Origin of the sequence: Flavobacterium anhuiense (genome assembly GCF_900101855.1) — a bacterium.
GTDB lineage: Bacteria > Bacteroidota > Bacteroidia > Flavobacteriales > Flavobacteriaceae > Flavobacterium > Flavobacterium anhuiense.
Map to the genome: position 1 here is coordinate 610,738 of NZ_FMVC01000003.1, position 20,535 is coordinate 631,272.

The 20,535-nt window shown below is 33.7% G+C and carries 21 protein-coding genes; 7 read left to right on the forward strand and 14 right to left on the reverse strand.

The window, feature by feature from the left end; translation table 11 throughout:
* Positions 1–4: 4 nt before the first annotated feature.
* Complete coding sequence (locus tag BLP44_RS10535; protein ID WP_008463207.1) at positions 5–850, forward strand: SDR family oxidoreductase; 846 nt, start codon at positions 5–7, stop codon at positions 848–850.
* Between the two features lie 174 nt (positions 851–1,024).
* Positions 1,025–1,288 (forward strand): SemiSWEET family sugar transporter, encoded by a 264-nt coding sequence (locus tag BLP44_RS10540; RefSeq protein WP_008463204.1) that lies wholly within the window; start codon positions 1,025–1,027, stop codon positions 1,286–1,288.
* A 71-nt stretch (positions 1,289–1,359) separates the two neighbouring features.
* Here BLP44_RS10540 and BLP44_RS10545 read toward each other — a convergent pair whose 3' ends face one another.
* Both BLP44_RS10545 and BLP44_RS10550 read right to left on the reverse strand, forming a co-directional pair.
* Positions 1,360–2,184 (reverse strand): hypothetical protein, encoded by an 825-nt coding sequence (locus BLP44_RS10545; protein WP_091132630.1) that lies wholly within the window; start codon positions 2,182–2,184, stop codon positions 1,360–1,362.
* 375 nt (positions 2,185–2,559) lie between these two features.
* Positions 2,560–2,901, reverse strand: a complete 342-nt coding sequence (locus BLP44_RS10550) for a hypothetical protein (RefSeq protein WP_091132634.1) — start codon at positions 2,899–2,901, stop codon at positions 2,560–2,562.
* Between the two features lie 199 nt (positions 2,902–3,100).
* On the opposite strand from BLP44_RS10550, the gene BLP44_RS10555 reads away from it, so the two are divergent.
* Positions 3,101–5,923 (forward strand): PAS domain-containing sensor histidine kinase, encoded by a 2,823-nt coding sequence (locus BLP44_RS10555; protein WP_091132637.1) that lies wholly within the window; start codon positions 3,101–3,103, stop codon positions 5,921–5,923.
* Here BLP44_RS10555 and BLP44_RS10560 read toward each other — a convergent pair.
* Complete coding sequence (locus BLP44_RS10560) at positions 5,913–6,344, reverse strand: response regulator (RefSeq protein ID WP_008463197.1); 432 nt, start codon at positions 6,342–6,344, stop codon at positions 5,913–5,915. The genes BLP44_RS10555 and BLP44_RS10560 overlap by 11 nt on opposite strands.
* Positions 6,345–6,575: 231 nt before the next feature.
* Here BLP44_RS10560 and BLP44_RS10565 point away from each other — a divergent pair, with 231 nt between their 5' ends.
* Positions 6,576–7,076, forward strand: coding sequence for a pyridoxamine 5'-phosphate oxidase family protein (locus BLP44_RS10565; RefSeq protein ID WP_008463196.1), 501 nt, complete (start codon positions 6,576–6,578; stop codon positions 7,074–7,076).
* A 177-nt stretch (positions 7,077–7,253) separates the two neighbouring features.
* Here BLP44_RS10565 and BLP44_RS10570 read toward each other — a convergent pair whose 3' ends face one another.
* The 3 genes from BLP44_RS10570 to BLP44_RS10580 all read right to left on the reverse strand — a co-directional run bounded on the left by BLP44_RS10570 (position 7,254) and on the right by BLP44_RS10580 (position 9,349).
* On the reverse strand, positions 7,254–7,967 hold the full coding sequence (locus BLP44_RS10570; RefSeq protein ID WP_091132640.1) for a DUF72 domain-containing protein: 714 nt from the start codon (positions 7,965–7,967) through the stop codon (positions 7,254–7,256).
* A complete protein-coding gene (locus BLP44_RS10575) occupies positions 7,964–8,695 on the reverse strand; it encodes a DNA-formamidopyrimidine glycosylase family protein (protein ID WP_091132643.1) in 732 nt (243 codons plus the stop codon). Before BLP44_RS10575 ends, BLP44_RS10570 begins: the two co-directional genes overlap by 4 nt.
* Before the next feature lie 69 nt (positions 8,696–8,764).
* Entirely contained in the window at positions 8,765–9,349 is a 585-nt protein-coding gene (locus BLP44_RS10580) for a YciE/YciF ferroxidase family protein (protein WP_008463192.1), read from the reverse strand.
* 187 nt (positions 9,350–9,536) lie between these two features.
* Here BLP44_RS10580 and BLP44_RS10585 point away from each other — a divergent pair, with 187 nt between their 5' ends.
* Entirely contained in the window at positions 9,537–10,082 is a 546-nt protein-coding gene (locus BLP44_RS10585; protein WP_008463191.1) for a hypothetical protein, read from the forward strand.
* A gap of 203 nt (positions 10,083–10,285) precedes the next feature.
* Here the strand turns inward: BLP44_RS10585 and BLP44_RS10590 are convergent, their stop codons facing one another.
* From BLP44_RS10590 to BLP44_RS10605, 4 genes are all read right to left on the reverse strand, one after another.
* A complete protein-coding gene (locus BLP44_RS10590) occupies positions 10,286–10,450 on the reverse strand; it encodes a DUF1328 domain-containing protein (protein ID WP_008463190.1) in 165 nt (54 codons plus the stop codon).
* Positions 10,451–10,527: 77 nt separating this feature from the next.
* On the reverse strand, positions 10,528–11,595 hold the full coding sequence (locus BLP44_RS10595) for a DNA topoisomerase IB (RefSeq protein WP_394363682.1): 1,068 nt from the start codon (positions 11,593–11,595) through the stop codon (positions 10,528–10,530).
* A gap of 68 nt (positions 11,596–11,663) precedes the next feature.
* A complete protein-coding gene (locus tag BLP44_RS10600) occupies positions 11,664–11,903 on the reverse strand; it encodes a DUF7218 family protein (RefSeq protein WP_008463188.1) in 240 nt (79 codons plus the stop codon).
* Between the two features lie 332 nt (positions 11,904–12,235).
* Complete coding sequence (locus BLP44_RS10605; protein WP_139159198.1) at positions 12,236–12,631, reverse strand: hypothetical protein; 396 nt, start codon at positions 12,629–12,631, stop codon at positions 12,236–12,238.
* Between the two features lie 320 nt (positions 12,632–12,951).
* On the opposite strand from BLP44_RS10605, the gene BLP44_RS10610 reads away from it, so the two are divergent.
* On the forward strand, positions 12,952–13,539 hold the full coding sequence (locus tag BLP44_RS10610; RefSeq protein ID WP_091132651.1) for a DUF4142 domain-containing protein: 588 nt from the start codon (positions 12,952–12,954) through the stop codon (positions 13,537–13,539).
* Between the two features lie 222 nt (positions 13,540–13,761).
* Here BLP44_RS10610 and BLP44_RS10615 read toward each other — a convergent pair whose 3' ends face one another.
* The 4 genes from BLP44_RS10615 to galA all read right to left on the reverse strand — a co-directional run bounded on the left by BLP44_RS10615 (position 13,762) and on the right by galA (position 19,851).
* The gene (locus tag BLP44_RS10615) at positions 13,762–14,814 is read right to left on the reverse strand and encodes an NAD(P)-dependent alcohol dehydrogenase (protein WP_091132655.1); all 1,053 of its coding nucleotides are present in this window, start codon (positions 14,812–14,814) and stop codon (positions 13,762–13,764) included.
* Between the two features lie 233 nt (positions 14,815–15,047).
* The gene (locus tag BLP44_RS10620) at positions 15,048–15,446 is read right to left on the reverse strand and encodes a cupin domain-containing protein (RefSeq protein ID WP_066034969.1); all 399 of its coding nucleotides are present in this window, start codon (positions 15,444–15,446) and stop codon (positions 15,048–15,050) included.
* Between the two features lie 310 nt (positions 15,447–15,756).
* The gene (locus tag BLP44_RS10625; RefSeq protein WP_008463179.1) at positions 15,757–16,626 is read right to left on the reverse strand and encodes a helix-turn-helix domain-containing protein; all 870 of its coding nucleotides are present in this window, start codon (positions 16,624–16,626) and stop codon (positions 15,757–15,759) included.
* Positions 16,627–17,031: 405 nt separating this feature from the next.
* A complete protein-coding gene (galA, locus tag BLP44_RS10630) occupies positions 17,032–19,851 on the reverse strand; it encodes a beta-galactosidase GalA (RefSeq protein ID WP_091132658.1) in 2,820 nt (939 codons plus the stop codon).
* A gap of 213 nt (positions 19,852–20,064) precedes the next feature.
* Between galA and BLP44_RS10635 the strand changes: the two genes are divergently transcribed.
* Positions 20,065–20,445, forward strand: coding sequence for a hypothetical protein (locus BLP44_RS10635; protein WP_008463176.1), 381 nt, complete (start codon positions 20,065–20,067; stop codon positions 20,443–20,445).
* Positions 20,446–20,535 lie beyond the last annotated feature (90 nt).

Consider the following 20,535-nt stretch of genomic DNA (forward strand, 5'->3'; position numbering starts at 1 on the left):
AATCATGAAAAAGAAACAAACATTCCCCGAACAGAAACAAAATCTTCCTGGTAACGAATATATGATGACCCCCGAACCAGAAATTATACGAGAAAATTATACTGGAAGCGGCAAACTCTTAGGAAAAACCGCTTTTATTACGGGAGGCGACAGCGGAATTGGTCGAAGTGTTGCGGTACACTTTGCAAGAGAAGGCGCCAATATTGCCATTGTTTATTTAAAAGAAGACAAAGATGCTAAAGAAACGAAAGATCTAATTGAAAAGGAAGGCCAGCAATGTCTCTTAATAAGTGGTGATTTGAAGGATGAAAAATTTTGTCGTGCCGCCATCAAAAAATGTCATACGACTTTTAAAAATATCAATATTTTGGTAAATAATGCGGCGGTACATTTTCCTCAAAATGAATTGGAAAAGATAACAAATGTACAGCTCCATAAAACTTTTGAAACGAATATTTATCCGTTTTTCTATATTACCAAGGCCGCGCTTCCTTTTTTAAAAGAAGGCGATACCATTATTAATACGACTTCTGTAACAGCTTTTCGCGGAAGCGAACATTTAGCGGATTATGCTAGTACAAAAGGCGCCATTGTAAGTTTTACGCGTTCGCTTTCGAGCATGTTGGCAAAAAGGAAAATACGTGTCAATGGTGTAGCGCCAGGACCAATTTGGACACCTTTGATTGTAGCCAGCTTCGATAAATTATCTGAATTTGGAAAAGACAATCCGATGGAAAGAGCCGGACAACCTTCTGAGGTGGCACCTGCTTATGTTTTTCTAGCTTCTGAAGACAGTAGTTATATTACAGGGCAATTTATTCATGTAAATGGAGGTGAATTGGTAGGTTAAAAAAGATTCTAAACTTTTTCTTTTTTAACCACTATCAAAGCCAAGATTTTATGCTTTGCTCTCGGAAAGACGCAGAGTCGCAAAGTTTTGTTTCTATAACTTAATGAAAGACTTCACGACTCTGCGTCTTTGCGAGATTATTTTCTAACCAACTTAAAAACAAATCTTATAGAAATGAATTATATAGACATCATAGGACTTTTTGCTGGAGCGTGCGTTACAATATCGACAATTCCGCAAATTTTGAAGGTTTGGAAAACCAAAAAAGTGAAGCAGATTTCGCTTAAAATGTTTGGCACGCTTACTTTCGGAATCGCGGTGTGGGTTATTTACGGCATTCTGAAAAACGATTTGCCGATTATTATCACCAACAGCATTTCGCTGATTTTAAATCTTACTATGGTTTATTTTATTATTTATTTTGAAAAAGAGCAGTAGCCTATAAAAAGAAAAAAACAGCTCGATCGAAGCTGTTTTTTATTGAAAAGTGAAGGATATAATAATGCTTACTAGCTAGCTAATTTTTGGTTGTAAGGTTCTAATTCTAAATATTTTTCCTTTAGAATTTTTGATTGTAAATTTCTTTTTAAAGATAGCACTGGCGCTACAAAATGTCCGAAATTGATTTCTGATAGCTTTTTGATTTCTGTCAGCTGTTTAGACGCAAAATTTAAAACAGGTACAAACGGAGTCAGATAATTATAACTATGCTGAGCTATCTCTAACTGTACAATTTCGCGCAAAATGTTTTTCATTAGCAAATAACGAACCGTTCCTTGTTTCGGAATCGTTTTAAGTTCTTGAAACTTCTCTCCTATTTTTGAGCCCTCAGCTCCGATATAAATATAATTTCCAGATTCATGCGTAAATCTTTTTTTAATCTGAAAAGCAAAATCAGCATTTGCTGCATCATTTACATTTGTTGGTATTCCAATTAATGAAAACTGGATCTTTTTATGGCTTTCAAAGCACAATACGCTATTTATTGAAGACGAATTGCTCATAATACCCGATTGCTGCTCTTTTAAACGTTTAACAGCTCCATTTGCTCCAAAACGGTGCAATACGCTTCCTTTAACGCAATACACAAAAAATACAGGCAAATAAGGATTGGATTCAATACTTAAATTAACATCTTGATTGAAAGTCAAATCAAAATTGAGGTACGACATTTCTTTCTCAAAACGCACTCCAGAAATATTCCCAGTTGCCCATTTTGATTTTACCGCCAGTCTATATTCATTGGCTGTAATAGATAAGTCTCCGCCAAAGCTTTCTTTCAAATTATTAAAAACAGCGTCAAAGCTTCCAGTATTTATGTAAAGTTTTTTCATGTATTAGAATTTTGGTTTTTAATGAATCAGTTAGTAGTTATTTACGTACAAAAACTAACTTTGGTTTTTACTTCATTTCTATAATCCAAATTTCGTTTATATTGGAAGCTAAATCTTTATAGAATTTTGCGGAGAAATTTCATAATTTTTATTTCTAAGATTCTAAGGTTCTAAGATGCTGAGTTTCTAGGTTCATAGCATAGAAAATTTTACCCATCAAAGTCTTAGTTACTTAAAAGCTTTCAAAAAAAGCTGGAAAAATCTTAGCATCTTAGAACCTTAGGAACTTGAACCTAAAAAAAAAGCAGCTGCCTCAAATAAATTTGAAACAACTGCTCATCAGCAAAATAAAAATACCAATCTATTTTTATTCTTTTAAGTCAATTCGTTTATATCAGCATTTTTAGAATAATTGGCTTTCGGAATATCTTTAAAAAATTCGGCTTCTTCTAAATCGGCCATCGGACCATATCCTAATAAATGTGTTCCTTTTCTTTTATCTTTTGTTTCTATAATATACAAAATCGACATATCATCTGGATCGCTCATTCCTTCATATCGATGATGAGCTACAATAAATATATCTTCAGGTTTGTAGGCTTCTTTTGTTTCTGCATCTATTAAACGATCATTTTCGAATAGATAACTAGCAGTATAACCTTCATCCTGATATCTCTTTATATTGTCGGTTTCATGTTTTGAATCTTCTCGTTTCATATCTTTTAACTTTATCTGTTTATCAAATTTCCGTATAGAAACAAGATAAAATTAACTCAATTGATTTTAATGTTGCCTCATTCAAAAATCGCTTTTAAATGAATATTTATTTTTTCTTAATTTTAGCTAAGGCTAATTTGAAACACTAGAAAACATTGAAAAATTAGCTGATTTTGAGACCAATAAATACAACCCTTAAATGAGTAAAAATTATTCTTTTCTGGCAAATGGAGGAGAAATGGGACAACTAACCCGTGCTAAAGATTGGAGCAAAACGGCTGTTGGACCAGTAGAATTATGGCCACAAAGTCTGCGTACAACTTTAGGAATTCTGTTAAACTCCAAGTTCCCCATGTTTTTGTTTTGGGGGCCAGATCATATATGCTTTTATAATGACGCCTATCGTCCTAGTTTAGGAAATGGTGGCAAACATCCCGCTATTCTTGGCGAAAAAGGTGCCGATTACTGGCCAGAAATCTGGGATTTCATAAAACCTTTAATCGATCAAGTTTTTGATAAAGGCGAAGCGACATGGCATGAAGACCAATTGTTGCCGATTTACAGAAATGGTAAAATGGAAGATGTATACTGGACTTTTAGCTACAGTCCTGTGAATGATGAAAATGGAAAAACAAACGGTGTTTTGGTAATCTGCAATGAAACCACAGAACAAGTGCTTACACGCAAAAATCTGGAAGAAAGTGAAAGACGTTTTAGAAACACTGTAAAACAAATTCCGCTTGGCATCTGTATTTTAAAAGGACCAGAATTCATTGCTGAAATGGCTAATGCAACGTATCTTCATATTGCAGGCAAAGAAGAAAGTGATATTTTAAACCAACCCATTTTTGATTCGTTTCCTGAAACTAAAGAAGCTGTTTATCCCTTGCTAAAAAACGTCTTTGAAACTGGAATTCCTTATTCTCAAGATGAATTTGCTGTAACTTTAAATAGATATAACAAACAGGAATTAGCCTATTTCAATGTCGTTTTTTATCCTTTAAAAGAAGAAAACAATATTATAACAGGAATCATAGTAGTGGCTTATGAAGTAACAGAAGATGTAAAAGGAAGACATCTGCTCACAGAAAATGAAGTTGCGTTTCGCAATATTGTTATGGAATCTCCTATTGCAATGGCAATTTTTAGAGGAAAAGATTATGTAATCGAAATGGCCAATAAAGCCATGATGAAGGATATTTGGCAGAAAGAAGAAAAAGACTTTATTGGTCGTCCCTTATTGGAGGTTTTTCCAGAATTATACAATCAGAAATATCCTGAAATATTGCACGAAGTGCTCACAACTGGAAAAAAAATCAGCGAAAACGAAGCTGTTACCCATATTAATATTAAAGGAAAGCTTAAAAAATTCTACCTCGATTATGAATTTACGACGTTATATGAAAAAAATGGAAAAGCTTCTGGAATTATGTGCACCGTTTATGACGTAACTTCTAAAGTCAAAGCTCGAAAAAAAGTGGAGACTACAGAAGAAAGAGCACGTTTAGCAACTGAAATTGGAAAAATTGCTACTTGGGATTTAAATCTTAAAACCAAAAAGTTACTTTATAGCGATAACATTCTAGATATCTTTGGATTTGAAAAAGGCACTAAAATAATACATGAAGACGTTCGAAGCCGTATTCTTCCTAAAGACGAACATATTGTTAAAGAGGCTTTTGAAAAAGCGTTAAAGGAAGGCATTTACAAATATGAAGCTCGCATTTTAAAAGTAGACAATTCAATTGGATGGATTAAAATGCATGGCAAAATCTTTTTTGATGAAAATAATATTCCTTCAAAAATGATTGGAACTGTAATGGATGTAACTGTAGAAAAAAATATGCAGCATGTTCTAGTAAAAAGCGAGCAAAAGTTTCGACTCCTCGCCGATTCTATGCCCCAACTTATCTGGACAAGCGATACTTTGGGGAATCTAAATTATTTTAATGAAACCGTCTACAACTATTCTGGACTTTCTAAAGAAGAGATTGAAAAGAATGGCTGGCTTCAGATCGTGCACCCAGACGATCGAGAAGAAAATGTAAAACTCTGGATGGAATCAGTAAAAACGGGACATGATTTTCTTTTTATCCACCGATTTAAACGTTATGATGGCGAATACAGATGGCAGCTCAGCCGTGCCGTTGCCCAATTGGACGAATCTGGAAAAGTAACCATGTGGGTGGGAAGCAGTACCGATATAGAAGAACAAAAAAACTTTACCAATCAGTTGGAAGAACAGATTATTGAACGCACAACGCAACTGGAACTCAAAAACAGAGATCTGGTTAATATGAATATAGAACTGCAGTCATTTGCTTATATATCGAGTCATGATCTTCAGGAGCCTTTGCGTAAAATCCAGACTTTTGCTAGCCGATTGGCCGATTTGGATGAGCAGAATATTTCGGCGAATGCCAAAACCTATTTAAACAGGATTGAGTTTTCGGCTAAAAAAATGCAAAATTTAATACAGGATTTATTAACCTATTCCCGCGCCAATTCTGCCGATCGCATATTTACAAAAATTAAAATAGACGAAATCGCTGAAGAAGTAATCAGTGATTTTTCAGATCGCATTGAAGAAAAAAATGCCATTGTAGAATATCACGATTTGGGAGAAGCAACACTGATACAGTTCCAATTTAGACAGCTACTTCACAATCTGGTGGAAAATGCCCTAAAATTTTCACGTCCTGGCGTTCCTCCAAAAGTAAAAATATCAGTTAAAAAAGTTGATGGAAAATCGCTTCCAAATGCTGAATTTAAAGACAAAAAATACCACCATCTCCAAGTTTCGGATAACGGAATTGGTTTTGAGCTCGTTTATAAAGAAAAAATCTTTGAAGTTTTCCAGCGTTTAAACACCGAGAGCGAATATCGAGGAACAGGTATTGGCCTTGCAATTGTGAAAAAAATTGTAGAAAACCATAAAGGCTTTATCACCGTTGATAGTGAAAAAGGAAAAGGTTCTGTCTTTAATATTTATATTCCAGATTTATCTGAAATCAGTATTTAAATACAAAATTGGATTGGGTCGGGATAAACTTTTTCCAATCAATTTGTATTGCGTGTTCTATTGCTTTTATAATATCACTCATTAAAACGGGTTTGGTAATAAAGCAATTGGCTCCAAGTTTAAGACATTTTTCAATATTACCTGGCTCACTCGAAGTGGAATAAATGACTACTGGAATGTCTTTTTTGTCATCAGAACTTCTAAGTTCTTCCAAAACGTCAAATCCATTTTTTCCAGGCATATTTAAATCCAAGAAAATCACGGATGGAACAACAGATGATTCCGAAATGGCATTCAAAAAATTTTGACTTCCAGAATATGTTTGCAGCTTAATATTATGGGGAATAGATTCTACGGCATCTGCAAAAATACATAAATCATCTTCGTCGTCATCAGTATAGAATATGGTGAAATCTGTCATCGTATTTTTGGCTTAGAATTTTAATATGCCCAAATATAGTGCAATTTTATCTAATAAATAGGATTTAGATTTAATTTCTTACAAAGTAAATTGAAATATCATAATTTATAAGTTTAATTATATAAGCTGAAAAAGTGTAAAAATCTCCAACTTTACTTTAATATTTTTCAGACAATACCTTCTGTTTGTCAAATAATTAAAATATAAAAAACAACTTAAAAATATAACGTTATGGGCGATCATAAAGACCTTACAGATGAATTTGCAGTAGACAAAATAAAAGATCTGGCTGCGCATATTAAAACGTGTATGTTTTGTACATATAACGAATACAGGATACAATCTCGACCTATGTCTGTGCAGAAAATTGATGATTTGGGAAACCTATGGTTCTTATCTGACAGAAACAGCGGACAGAATGCAGAAATCACACTGAATCCAATGGTTGAAATCTTTTTTGCCGAACCGCATGATAAATTCTTAACTCTTCATGGAACGGCAAGTATTTCATACGATCGAGAAACAATTGAAAAATTATGGAATCCAGCAGTAAAAATATGGATGCCAGGCGGTGTCGATGACCCAAATTTAAGCGTAATTAAAGTAGTTCCGGAAGATGGTTACTACTGGAATAATAAAAACGGAAAAATGGTTGCGATTGCAAAAATGACAGCTGCTTTTATTACAGGAAAAACTATGGATGACGGAATCGAGGGAAGCTTAAAATTGTAGTTTTTTTTGAACCGAAAAGGTTTTTTTGAACCGAAAAGGTTTTTTTGAACCGAAAAGGTTTTTTTGAACCGCAAAGAGCGCAAAGGTTTACGCTATGTTCGCTAAGATTATTTTCTTTTGCGTGCCTTACGTAAACCTTTGCGCTCTTTGCGGTTAAACATCATTACTAAATTAAAATCAAACAGTCATCCTTTTCAATTCTAAAGCATTCAAAATACCTGCTTCGCTTGCTGTATTATTAAAATAAATAAATCCTTTCTTGGAACGAATCTGGCGATATATCTCCCGTAATTCTTCCGTAGAATAACTTGAGTGAAATAATCTTGGGATTCCATGAAAACGCATATAAAGTATTGGAAAATCTTTGAAGATAGTTTGAGGAAGATTGGGATAACTCACACTGCAAAACGTGATATTGTTTTCCTTAAATGCATTCCAAACTTCATCGTTCCACCAGCTTTCGTGGCGAAATTCGACTACATTTTTGAAATTGTAGTTAAGAATTCCGATTATGGCATGTAATTTTTCTCTGCTAAAAGCATAACTTGGCGGAAATTGAAAGAGAACAGCAGCGAGTTTGTCTTTCATGCCTTCCTTACAAATGTTATAAAAGTCATTCAAACGGCTTTCACAGTCTATAAGCTTTTTGATATGTGTGATTTCTTTTGGCACTTTTACCGAAAACAAAAAAGACTCTGGCGTTTTATTGTACCAATTTTGGAAAATACGAACGGTAGGAAATTTATAAAAACTGCCATTAAACTCATAAGTGTCAAAATGCTGGCAATAGAACTCAAACCATTTTTTGGAAGGAAGATTTTGAGGGTAAAAAACGTTCTTCCAAAAACTGTTGTAAAAACTGGAACAGCCTATTTTTACGTGATTTTTCATATATATAATTGTTGGCAGTTAGTGCAGAAAAAGCTTCTGCGTTTTCGTTCTCCAGTCTGCTTTTTCTGGAAAGGAAGATTGCATCGTAAACATATATTTTTTGTATAGGCTTCCCAATGTTTTTTAAGTTCAAACTTCTTTTTCCAGTATAGAAATTCAAAACTATATGTGGAGCATTCAGCAATAAGCTGGCTTTTTATATGAGGCGGAATTTTCTCTACAATCGATTCTGGATGCACATAACAGCGGTACAAAACTTCATTTTTTATAATGTTGCCTACTCCAGAAAAAATATCCTGATCTAAGATGATATCGCAGATCATTTTTTGAGGCATTTTTTCGATACTCTCTTGGGCTTTTTTAGGATTCCAATTTTCATTCATAACATCAACACTCCAATCGTAATGAGAATTAATGTCTCCCTCTAAAATTTTTACAGAACAAGTATAAAAATTAAGCTCTCCGTTTTCAAAGACTAAACTCAATCTGGGTTTTGAAACTTTACGCTCATTTATTCGGTATGTCCCAAACATGAGCATGTGAATTTTTACTGTAAATGAATCAAAACAGATTAAGAAATGTTTTCCCCAAGTTTTAAAAGCTAGAATGGTTTTATCCTGTAGCCTAGAAATATCAATATGCGTATTCCCAGATACAGAAATTATTTTCTGTCCCGTAAATTGCTGCACTTCTTCTTTTAAAATTACTATTGACGGACCTTCGGGCATATACTCAATTTTTTATTTAACTAAAAAAAGTGCAGCTCTAAAACTGCACTTTTATTTTATTTTTTATGCTTATTCAATTTCTGCAGCTTCAAGATTTACTGCATTTACAGCAACTTCTGTCAGGGTTTTATCAGCACCTTTTTCTTCATCGAGTGTTTGCTCTAATAAAGTAGCTGCTTCAGGAATACCTAGAGTTTCGGCAAATTGTCTTAAAGTACCGTAAGTAGCAATTTCGTAATGCTCAATTTTCTGGCTCGCAGCAATAATTCCTGCATCACGCACTACTCCAAATTCTGTTTCTTCCAGCATTCCTTTAGCTTCTTCGATCAAACCTTCCATGGCATCGCATTTTTTTGCCGTTGGTTTTTTACCGACGATTTTAAATACTTCTTCTAAACGGGCAATTTGCTCCTCCGTTTCAGTTAAATGATTGTCAATTGCATCTTTCAATTCAACAGAAGAAGCATTTTTAACCATTACAGGCAAAGCTTTTGTCAGCGCTTTTTCCGCCCAATAGATATCTTTTAGTGCTTCTTCAAATAATTCAGTCAATCCTGAGGCTGCACTCGATTTTGGCTTTGTAACTCCTCTTGGCGTTGTGTCTTTTGTACTTTCTTTTGCTGTACTTGCATTTTTACTATTTGTAGTTTTCATGGTAATAATTTTTATGATTAATAACATGATAAAATTACTTCGTGAATAGCGAGAGAGGTTACAAGATTTTAAATTAAAATTCTATTCTAAACATCTGTTAATTATAGAATTACACTAAAAAATCTTATAAGAAATTCCTTCATCTTCGTGTTAGATTTGTAAATATTAATCATAAAAAACAAACATCATGAATACTATCGATAAAAAAAACGGTTATAATACAGATTTAAAAAATCATTTTTCTGATGATCGAAATTTAGGTGAAGACTTAAAAGACGATAGACGACAAACGGATAATGATAATCGAGAAATTGCAGAGCGTGGCTATACTGTTAGAAACGGATATAATCCGAACAAGCCAAATCCAGATCAGGAAGATTATCTAAACGATGATGATTTGGACGACCTTAATGACGATTTCCATAACGACAGAGATCTAGAGGACAATAATGATGAAATCTATGAAGTCGAATTGGAAGACGATAATTTTGCCGAAGAAAATGACGAATTCGACAATCCGTCAGATCTAAAAGAAGATGAGTATGACTTTAACGAAACCGAAGATGTGCTAGAAGACATTGACGATGAGGACGAAGATGAAAATGATGACGAAGATGATGACGATTATATCGAAGAAGATATTGACGACGATGATAATGATTATGTAGAAGATGATGTTCAGGAAGATGATGATGAAGAAAGTTATCCCGAAAATGATCCGCGCAGATTTTAATCGTTTATTCGTATGAAAATAAAAACCGTCCCGTTATATAACGGGACGGTTTTTTTTGAGTCTAAAATTTAACTACTTAATCTCCAATAATTTTCAGTACTGGATTACCGTCTTTCGTGGTTTTATAATTATTACAGAAACCACAAAACGACACATTATAAAAGTCAATGTGCCGTTTTAAATTTGTTTTTATTTACTGATTTTTATACCCTTGTAGATCTTCCGCTAATTAATGAAATAACGAATAGAACTAAAAATATAAAGAATAAAATTTTAGCGATACTAGCGGCTCCAGCGGCAATTCCACCGAAACCAAATATTCCTGCCACTATGGCTAGAATAATAAAAGTGACTGTCCAACGTAACATAATAATAGTTTTTTAGTTAATAATGATTTTGTTTGTATTGCAAACTTTTAAGCTTTTGGAGAGATGCAGTAACTCTTTTATGAACAAGGCGTTTCTAAATTGATTTCGTAATTCTGAATCAATTCAGAAAATGCTATTTCTGATTTTGTAAAATATTTTCTTGTGCTTCGGCTTTTTTTTGCCAAATCAAAATATTTCTGAATGGAACCATCTTCGTAAGTTGAAATCAAAAGCGGATGAACGTAATAATCTTTGCAGACTTTTCGAGTGTTTCCAAGTGCTTCAGCTGTAAGATCAAAAGCGGTTATAATATTCTGTTTGATTTCTTTTTCATCTGAAGCCACACCTATTTCCATTAAACTTTCAAAGAAAATAATAGACGCTGCCCAAGTTCTAAAGTCCTTTGCACTAAAATATTCGCCCGAAATATTGTGCAGATATTCATTAACGGCATGACTGTCCAGAACTTTTCGTTCGCCATTTTTATCATAATATTTAAAAACCTCATAGCCTGGAATTTCTTCGCAACGACTTACCAATTTTACCAATTGTTTATTGCGAGTGGTAATAGTATGCTGTTTTCCTTTTTTTCCAACAAATTCAAATCGGAGGGAATTTTTATTGATATTGATGTGGCGTTTTCTTAAAGTCGAAAGTCCGTAAGATTTGTTGTCTTTGGCATATTTCTCATTTCCGATTCGAATATGAGTTTCCTCCATAAGCCGAATTACCAAAGCAATTACTTTTTCCTTAGACCATTCTTTTTGTTCCAAATCAAGATCGACTTGTTTTCTTATTGCTGGAAGTTTAGCTCCGAATTCGGCGATTTTATAAAACTTAGTCTGATTTCGAATCAAATTCCATCTCGGATGATAACGGTATTGTTTCCTATTTTTAAGATCTGTTCCTACAGCTTGCAAATGTCCGTTTGTAATATCTGTTATTCGGACATTTTCCCATGCCGGCGGAAGCACCAAACTATTAATGCGTTTAATTTCGTTTTTACTTTTTACATTTTTTCCGTTCTTTTTATAAACGAAATTTTCTCCTTCGCGGCAGCGAACAATTGTTAATTGATGATCATTAATATATTCTAAGTCTAGTTTTTCAATTACTAGATGTGGCGCTTTAATTAGCTGATTCATTAAATTTTCTTTTTTCGCCGCATTCATGGTATTTAAAAATTTATCGCAAAAATAGTTTTGAATTAATTTTAATTATTTCTTAAAGACTCGATTAAATCTTTTTTGTTCATATAAGACCTTCCCTTTATGCCTACTTTACTGGCTTGTTTCAAAAGTTCTTCTTTTGTCCATTCATCATAAGGCTTTGCTTTTCCGCCTTTCTTTCCTGCGTTTGGCGTATTAGCGATACGAGCCGATTTTTCTTTGCTGTATCCCTTTTTCACCAATGCTTCATACTGCTCTTCATTCTTAATTCTTGGATCTGGCATGACTTTAATTTTTATGGTTAACATTTGACATTTCATATGTCGAAATCTGTTATATCAAAATTCATCATTAACACAGGAATTTTTGTTATAGAATTTTTGTCGCAAATTTCATTTTTGTAGGATGGGAATTGTGAAAGTGGAAATGTAAATTTTTCTTTTTTTTGAGAAATGTAAAATGTTAGATGTAAAAAATCCCAACTCTTTTGGAGTTGGGATTAATCAATATAAAGAGACTGTAATTTCAAAATCACCAAAATCAATTGTTTTAAATGCGTTTACAAGGAATTAGGAAATTAGAATTAAAAAAAAATGTTTCATCATTCAATCTATTTTTAGCTCCAACTCATATTGATAATAACTTTATTTCCCGTTATTTCAACTTTTCCTCCATAAGCTTCTTGGTCTTTTGGATGAATTTCATATATTTTGGTATTGTTTCTAATTTTTGGAATATTATTTTGAAACCCCTTACTTTGTTGCATCCACTTCTTTATTTCAGGTTGAGAACTTTCAAATTCAATTATAAATTGTCGTGTAAAAATAGAACCTCTTTTTTCCATATCTATAATTTCTGCATTGTCAGGAAGTTTTTCAAGTTGTCCCCAACTTAAAGCACATTTAATTGCTTCTTCTTTTTGCCAAGGCAACACAAAAGGAGAAAAATAAATTATATATAGAAAAAACATTCCTAATAGAACCAATATCGAAAATATCTTAACAATCTTCATTTAAAAATTAAAATAATTAATCACATTTAATATTTTTATAATCTCGGTAGTCTCAATATAATTTTCTTTTGGTGTATCCCAACGAATCAGCCCACTCAAATTTAACCAATTTTCTTTATCTCTTAATTTCTTACGACAATACCAAATTCTTTACATAAAGAAAATTTAATATCTAAAACAAAGTCTTTTTCTACTCAAATTGATTTTAGGGCTAATTTAAAAAATTTACATTTTAATCCTATAACAATCTATAAAAATCCTGTAAGACATTCCTTTAACTTGTCTATAATTTTACATTATAACATTAAACTATTAAAATCATGAAAAAGTTATTATTAGCCGGAAAAGCCATTTTAGGAGCAGGACTTATTATTATATTCCTTCAATCTTGTAAAAACGAAACCAAACAAGAAGATCCAAAAGAGGTTGCAGAAGATGCGAACGAAACAAAATTTGATTCTATTGACAGCAAAGAAGATGACTCTGAATTTTTAGTAGATCAAGCTGAAATTAATTTAGCTGAAATCGAAATTGGTAAACTGGCTCAAACAAAAAGTACTAACGCTGAAGTGAAAAAATTTGGTAAAATGCTTGTTGATGAGCACACTAAATCGGCTTCTGAAGTGAGTGCTTTAGCAAAAGCAAAAAACTTTACGCTTCCAACTTCTCTAACTGAAGAAGGTCAAGAAGAATACAATAAATTAAACGAAAAATCGGGTGTTGATTTTGATAAAAAATTCGCTGATATGATGATTGATGGTCACGAAAAAGCGATCAAGAAATTAGAAAAAGCCGCAAAAGATGCTAACGATCAAGAAATAAGAACTTGGGCTTCTAACAATATTGCAGGTTTAACAGCGCATTTGGAACATGCCAAAATGCTGAAACAAAACCTAGACAAAAAGTAAAATGAATTAAGACGCTAAGATTCTAAGGTTCTGAGATTCTAAGCTATTGAGTCTAAGAACCTCAAATCTTTGCTAAAAACCCCTTCAAGAGTTGAATTGCTTGAGGGGGTTGTTTTTTTGAGATGCTAAGATCATCGTTCTGCTTTATTAATTTCTAAATTCGCTAAGATTCTAAGCACAAAAGAAAAACTTAGTCTCTTAGAATCTTACCAACTTAGCATCTTATTTAAGCGAAGCCATATCAATCACAAAACGATATTTAACGTCTCCTTTTAATAATCTTTCGTAGGCATCATTTACATCGTTAACTCCGATTACTTCTACATCTGATGTGATATTATGTTCGGCACAAAAATCAAGCATTTCTTGAGTTTCGGCAATTCCTCCAATAAGAGATCCTGAGAAGCTTCTTCTACCTAAAATCAAGCTGAAAGAAGTTACAGGAAGCGGATCCATTGGTGCTCCAACCAGAGTTAATGTTCCATCTACTTTTAATAAATTTAAATATGCGTCAATATTGTGTTCGGCAGAAACGCAATCTAAAATAAAGTTCAAACTTCTTGCATACGCTGCCATTTGCGCTTCGTCTGTAGACAATACCACCTCATCTGCTCCAAGACGTTTTGCATCGTCTGTTTTAGATAAAGATGTTGTAAAAACCACTACATGAGCGCCCATAGCTTTAGCTATTTTGATTCCCATGTGGCCCAAACCACCGATACCTACAATTCCAACTTTTTGACCAGGACCAACTTTCCAATGCTTTAATGGCGAATAAGTTGTAATTCCAGCGCATAATAACGGAGCAACAGCAGCTAAATCTAACTTATCTGAAATATGCAAAACGAAGCTTTCGTCTACTGTAATGCTTTGAGAATAACCTCCATAAGTTTGACCTCCTAAGTGTCTGTCTGGAGAATTAAAGGTCTGAGTACTTCCCTCATCACAGAATTGCTCTAAATCATTTTTGCAATGTTCACATTCTCTGCAAGAATCAACTAAACAGCCCACACCTGCCAAATCACCAACTTTGAAGCCTTTTACATGATCTCCAACTTTAGTCACGCGTCCCACAATCTCATGTCCCGGAACAATCGGATAAATGGTGCCATGCCATTCATTTCTAGCCGTATGTAAATCTGAGTGGCAGATTCCGCAATACAAAATTTCGATTTCTACGTCATGCGCCTGTACAGCTCTTCTTTTAATATCTAAGGTTTTTAATGGTGCTTCGGCAGCTTCTGTACCAAAAGCTTTAATGTTTTTTGTTTCCATAATTTATTTGTTGTTTTGTTTTTGTTTCATCCCGATAGCTATCGGGACAGGTTTAAAACCATTCTAAAATTGCAATAGAAATCCGGCTGACTTATACTGATTTGCAAACAGTTATATAAATTTCGATTATTTTTATCTAATCAAAAAATATAATATGTTATAAATCAGTAAGATCTGCGTAAAAAAACTTAGTCCCGATAGCTATCGGGATAGCAACTTAGTGTCTTAGAAACTTAGAAAGAATAATACTCTTCATCAGTAACACTATCCAGCCATACTCCCGAGCCTTTGTCTACTTCTGTCACAATGGTGATATGAGAATATTTGGTGTTTGGTGTTGCTCCGTACCAATGTTCTACTCCAGGCAAAACCGTAATTACTTTTCCTTTTTCGATAAGATTAATTTGTCCGCCTCTTTCTTGGTAATAGCCAACTCCATCTGTTACAATGATTAATTGCAGACTCGCATTACTGTGCCAATTGCTTCTCGCTCCGGGTTCAAAAGAAATATCTTTTATTACAGTATTTTCAGGGTGAATTTCGCTTGTCTGCTTTTTATATGACACTTCGCCTGTCATATAAGTGTTTGGAATTTTACCTTCTTCGATTACAGCAGTGAAATGTGTCGACATAATTTCGTTGTTTTAGGTTAATAATTAATTTTTAAAATTCTTATAAGCTTATTTGAATGAAATAATCAGTACAACGAATCTCTTTTTTAGAAGGAGATTTTGCTTTTAATTAATACTTTAAAGATTTTTATTTTTTTCTATTATCAAAATTTAAAACTAAATGCAAAGCGGAACATGCTTTTGTGAAGTATTATTTAGTCATTAAAAAAACTGATGCAAAGGTTCGTTGTTTATTTCAGGGCAAATGTAGTGCAATACTGCAATGCAGAAATAACAATATTCAAACAAAAAATTAAGAAATTGAAACAATTTACATTCGAAGCGATTTTGGAACCGTTCCTGTAAGTCTTTTAAAATAATTATTGAAGTAACTCGGATATTCAAATCCAAGCGAATAACCAATATCAGAAATGCTCCAATCTGTATGCTGCAATAAAGCTTTTGCTTCGTTGATTACTCTTTCTGTAATGTGTGCCGTTGTCGGTTTTCCTGTAACTTCTTTTACAGAACGATTTAAGTGATTCACATGTACAGAAAGGCTTTGCGCATAATCTTGGGGAGTTTTTAAAGCTAAAGGCTGATCTTTTGTCTCTATTGGAAATTGTCTTTCTAATAATTCTAAAAACAAAGATGTAATTCTTGAAGAAGCATTTTTATGTTTAAAGAAGTTCTCAGAAGGCTGCATTTTCATAGATTCATGAATAATCAAATTGACGTAACTACGCATCAAATCATCTTTGAATGCATAATCGGTTTCGTATTCTTGAATCATTTTTTGGAATAACGAATCGATAAACACCTTTTGTTCAGGAGTTAAAGTAAAAATTGGCGTTCCTCCTATTTTAAACAAAGGCGATTCCTGAAGGGTTTCTGAACGGTCTTTTGTTTTAAAAAATTCCTCAGTAAAAACGCAAGCATAACCTTCAAATTTCTCAGAAACCGTTTCCCAAGAATATGGAATAATCGGATTACCGAAAAACAAAATCGTTCCGTCAGTTTCTATTCCACGGTCGGCGTATTGAATGATGCTTTTGCTGGTATTGATGCAGATTTTATAGAAGTCTCTTCGGCTGTAAACGGGAACTTTACTGAAATCTCCATTTATAGGATACACTTTAAAACCCTTCATTTTTAAATCTGAAGTAAAATCGCAATTCTGAGTTTCTGTCTGACTATTCATTTTGCAAAGTTATGAAAATCAAACAATATTTTTTTGTTTCAGGTTTAAAGTTTCAGGTTTGCGGGGTTAACCGCAAAGAGCGCTAAGGTTTACGCTAAGTTCGCTAAGTTTTTTTTAATTAAAGAAAATGCTCGCAAAGTCGCAGAGACGCAAAGTTCTTTTTGAATTGCCTCCTGCTTTAGCTGGAGGTCTAAAAAGCTAAGTCAAAAGAGGCTTTAGCCAAACTTAGAACCGTTTGGCTAAAGCCTTTAAAAGTACCTTTTTTTCACATCCAGCTAAAGCTGGACGCAATTCATTTATTGGTATTAAAAAAACTTTGCGTCTCTGCTCCCGATAGCTATCGGGATTGCGAGATTAAATACTTAGCGTGCTTTGCGTAAACCTTAGCGAACTTTGCGGTTAAATTTAATTTTTTAAACTGGTAGTTCGTAATCCTTTTGCGGAAGCATATAAAACCACTTCTTTAGCATTTTCATCTTTTTGAATGATAATTTGCGCATAACCATTAAAAAGCTTTCTTTTCCAAGGTTCTGCAGGCGTAATAACCTGAATGATTCCTGGATCTGTATTCATTACATCCCAATCTTTTATTTTTTGCAATGGCGTTGCTGCAATGTAAATCGTGTTTTTGCCTTCTTTTAGAATAGATGCATTCAAAATATATTTTTGAGAATCTTCTTTGCTTGGTTCCACTTTAGTTCCGTTAACGAAAATCACTGCCTCTGCTCCTATTTTTTTATAAAATAAGCTAACGAGATTAGAAGCCGAATTACTTTTCAAATCAAATTCACCTTTATAAATATATGATGGCGCTTGTTTTTTATAATCACGATCTTTAAAAGCATCACTCCATTCATTTTCAGGATAATTAGGCAATTGTTGAGGCAAAGAAGCACTTTCTACCTTTTGCTCTTTAAAATTATTTATGGCAACTAATGCAATGTCATCAATAAACTGATCACTTTCTAATGAAGTTGGATCTCCGTTGCCCACTCCTAAAATTTTTCCGCCTTTTATAGATAACGTAATTTCGTCGTTTGCGGTCGGAACGTGCAAGCCATTTTTATCAGTAGTTTCAACCGTTACAACCGAAACATTTCCCTTTAAAACATTTTCTTTATCTAATGACAATTTGATGTTTTCTGGTTTTCCAGTTGTTTTTTGAATATCTGAAAGCACTTTTTTTCCGTTTTTATAACCCACAGCTTCCAAAGTTCCTGCAGCGTAATTTGCTTTCCATTCCAAATGGCTGTTTTGCTCCATCTTCTTTTTTCCTAAACTTTTTTTATTCAGGAATAGCTCTACTTCATCGCAATTCGAATACGCCCAGACATCAATTGCTACACCTTCCATTCCAGTCCAATTCCAATGCGGTAATAGATGTAGAACAGGTTCTTTTCCCCACCATGATTTTAAATAGAACACATTGTCTTTAGGGAAACCGCAAACGTCCATCATTCCGAAATAAGAAGTCACAGAAGGCCAGCCATAAGGCGTTGGTTCGCCTCGATAATCAAAACCTGTCCAAATAAACATTCCAGCTAAATAAGGTCTTTCAGCATAAAATTTCCACCCTTCTTCGATACTATAAAAAGTGGGACGAGGTTTTTTATCATAAGCGCTTTGGTAATGTTTGGCATCATCGGTAAAATAAATGCCTCGCGTGGCAAAGGTCGAACCTTCTTCTGTACCCATTCCTGGCTGATGCTTAAACTGATTTCTATGCGCATCGATATCTCCATTTCCAAGATAATTATAGCCCATGATTTCCACTACATTTGATATTCCGCTCTTAAATCCGCTACTGATTCCTACCGTTACAGGTCTTGTCGGATCAATGCTTTTGCTGAAATCCTGCATTATATTGGTAATTCTTTCACCCGTAATTCCGCCTTCAATCTGCCATTCTTCATTTCCTACTGACCAGCAGAAAATACTCGGATGATTACGATCACGTTCCATCATTCGTTGCAAATCATTCAAATGATACTCGTTGATTCCCATTAAGCGGGTTTCATCAATAACCAGCATTCCCAATTTGTCGCAAGCGTCCAATAATTCTGGCGTTGGCGGATGGTGCGAACAACGATACGCATTCGAGCCCATTTCTTTCAGTTTTGCGATTCTGTAGTACTGAATTTCATCTGGAAGGGCTGTTCCAATTCCCGCATGATCTTGATGATTGTTTGTTCCTTTAAGTTTGATCTGTTTTCCGTTAAGGAAAAAACCATTTTCTGGATCGAATTTTATGGTTCTGATTCCGAAAGAAGTTTTGTAGTGATCAATTACTTTTCCTTCACTTTTAATTTCTGTGACCAATTGATACAAATTTGGATTATCAATATCCCACAAAAGCGGATTTTTGACGTTTAATTTTGCTGTGTAAGTATTTGTTTTGTAAAATTCAGGAGCTAAAACATTTTCAGTATTTACTGCAACTTGTTTTCCCAAAGCATCCAAAATAGTTTGGTTTATCTCAACATTTCCTTTAAAATGACCTTTATTTTCCAATTTTACTTCTGCAGTAATTGAAGCATTATCATTCACGATTTCGGAAGTTACGTACGTTCCATTCAGCGCCACATGAAGCGGATTTGTTTTCTGAAGATAAACATGCCTGTAAATCCCTGCGCCTTCATAAAACCAGCCTTCTTCCATCGAAGCATCGACACGAACTACGATGGTATTTTCGCCTCCATAATTAACGTAAGCCGTTACATCATACTCAAAACCATTATAACCGCTTTCTTGTGTTCCTAAATAAAATCCGTTAAAAAAGACTTTTGAATTTCTAAAAACGCCATCAAATTTTAAAGAAATGATTTTTCCTAAATCATCATTTGAAATCGTTATTTTCTTTCTGTACCAGCCAATGCTTTTCTCTGGGAAATTTTTCCCTGCTGCTTTAAATCCGTGGCTGAAACTTGCGCTTTCGCTAAAAGGCTGTTCGACTGCCCAATCGTGCGGAAGATCTAATTTTCTCCAAGCTCGATCATCAAATCCAGAAGCAGCTGGCCCATCGCCAAATCCAGTTTTAGTTAAATAGGAAAAATAGCCTTCTGCATGGCCAAAATCTTTCTTTGTATCGTATGAATGTCCAAATGAAAACCGCCAATCTTTATCAATTAAAATGACTTCTCTTGCTGATTCTTTCTGTGCAAAAACAGGAATTGAAAATAGAATTAAAAAACAAAGAATTGTTCTTAAAAGGAAATTGGTTTTCATAGGTTTGGTTGTTAGTAAAATCAGATAGTGATAAAAATAAAGCTTTTAGAGAAGAAACATTAATAGTATTTTGTCAAAATATGATAAGTCATTCATAACAAATGCTTCTAGAATGGGCTTTCAAAATTTAGAATGAATCTAATGGCTTCAGATTCAAAAATGATTTTCTTTTGATGTAATTTTATATTTAAATCATAAAAAGCAATTACCACTATGAGTACTATTATTAACGAAAATAGACTCCAGACAACTTTTAAAAACCTTGATCAGAAGATTAGCAAACTTAATGATCAGAAGATTGTCGCTTTTTTTGAATCTTTAGGATTATTGGAAAGAAAAGATGTTCCGAAAGACTTTTTGAACTGGGAAAACATACTAATTGTAGTTCCAAATCGACATGTCTCTCACGAACTGAAATATTATAAATATACCATTTCACGAATTTCATTCTTAACTAATCCTTACGCAGATCAGATTCATATTTTTGATTTGAAAGATTGGAAAAGCGCTTCGCAAAACAAAACGCAATTTCAGATTAGAGAAATGCTGAAAACGAGTTTTGGAGGTGTAAAGAAAGTTATTAAAGAGTCTTAGAGGAAAATTAAAAATTTAGAATTAAAAATTAAAAGTCCAATCGATATTGGGCTTTTTTGTTTTTAACTGCACTCGCAAAATTTTATTTCT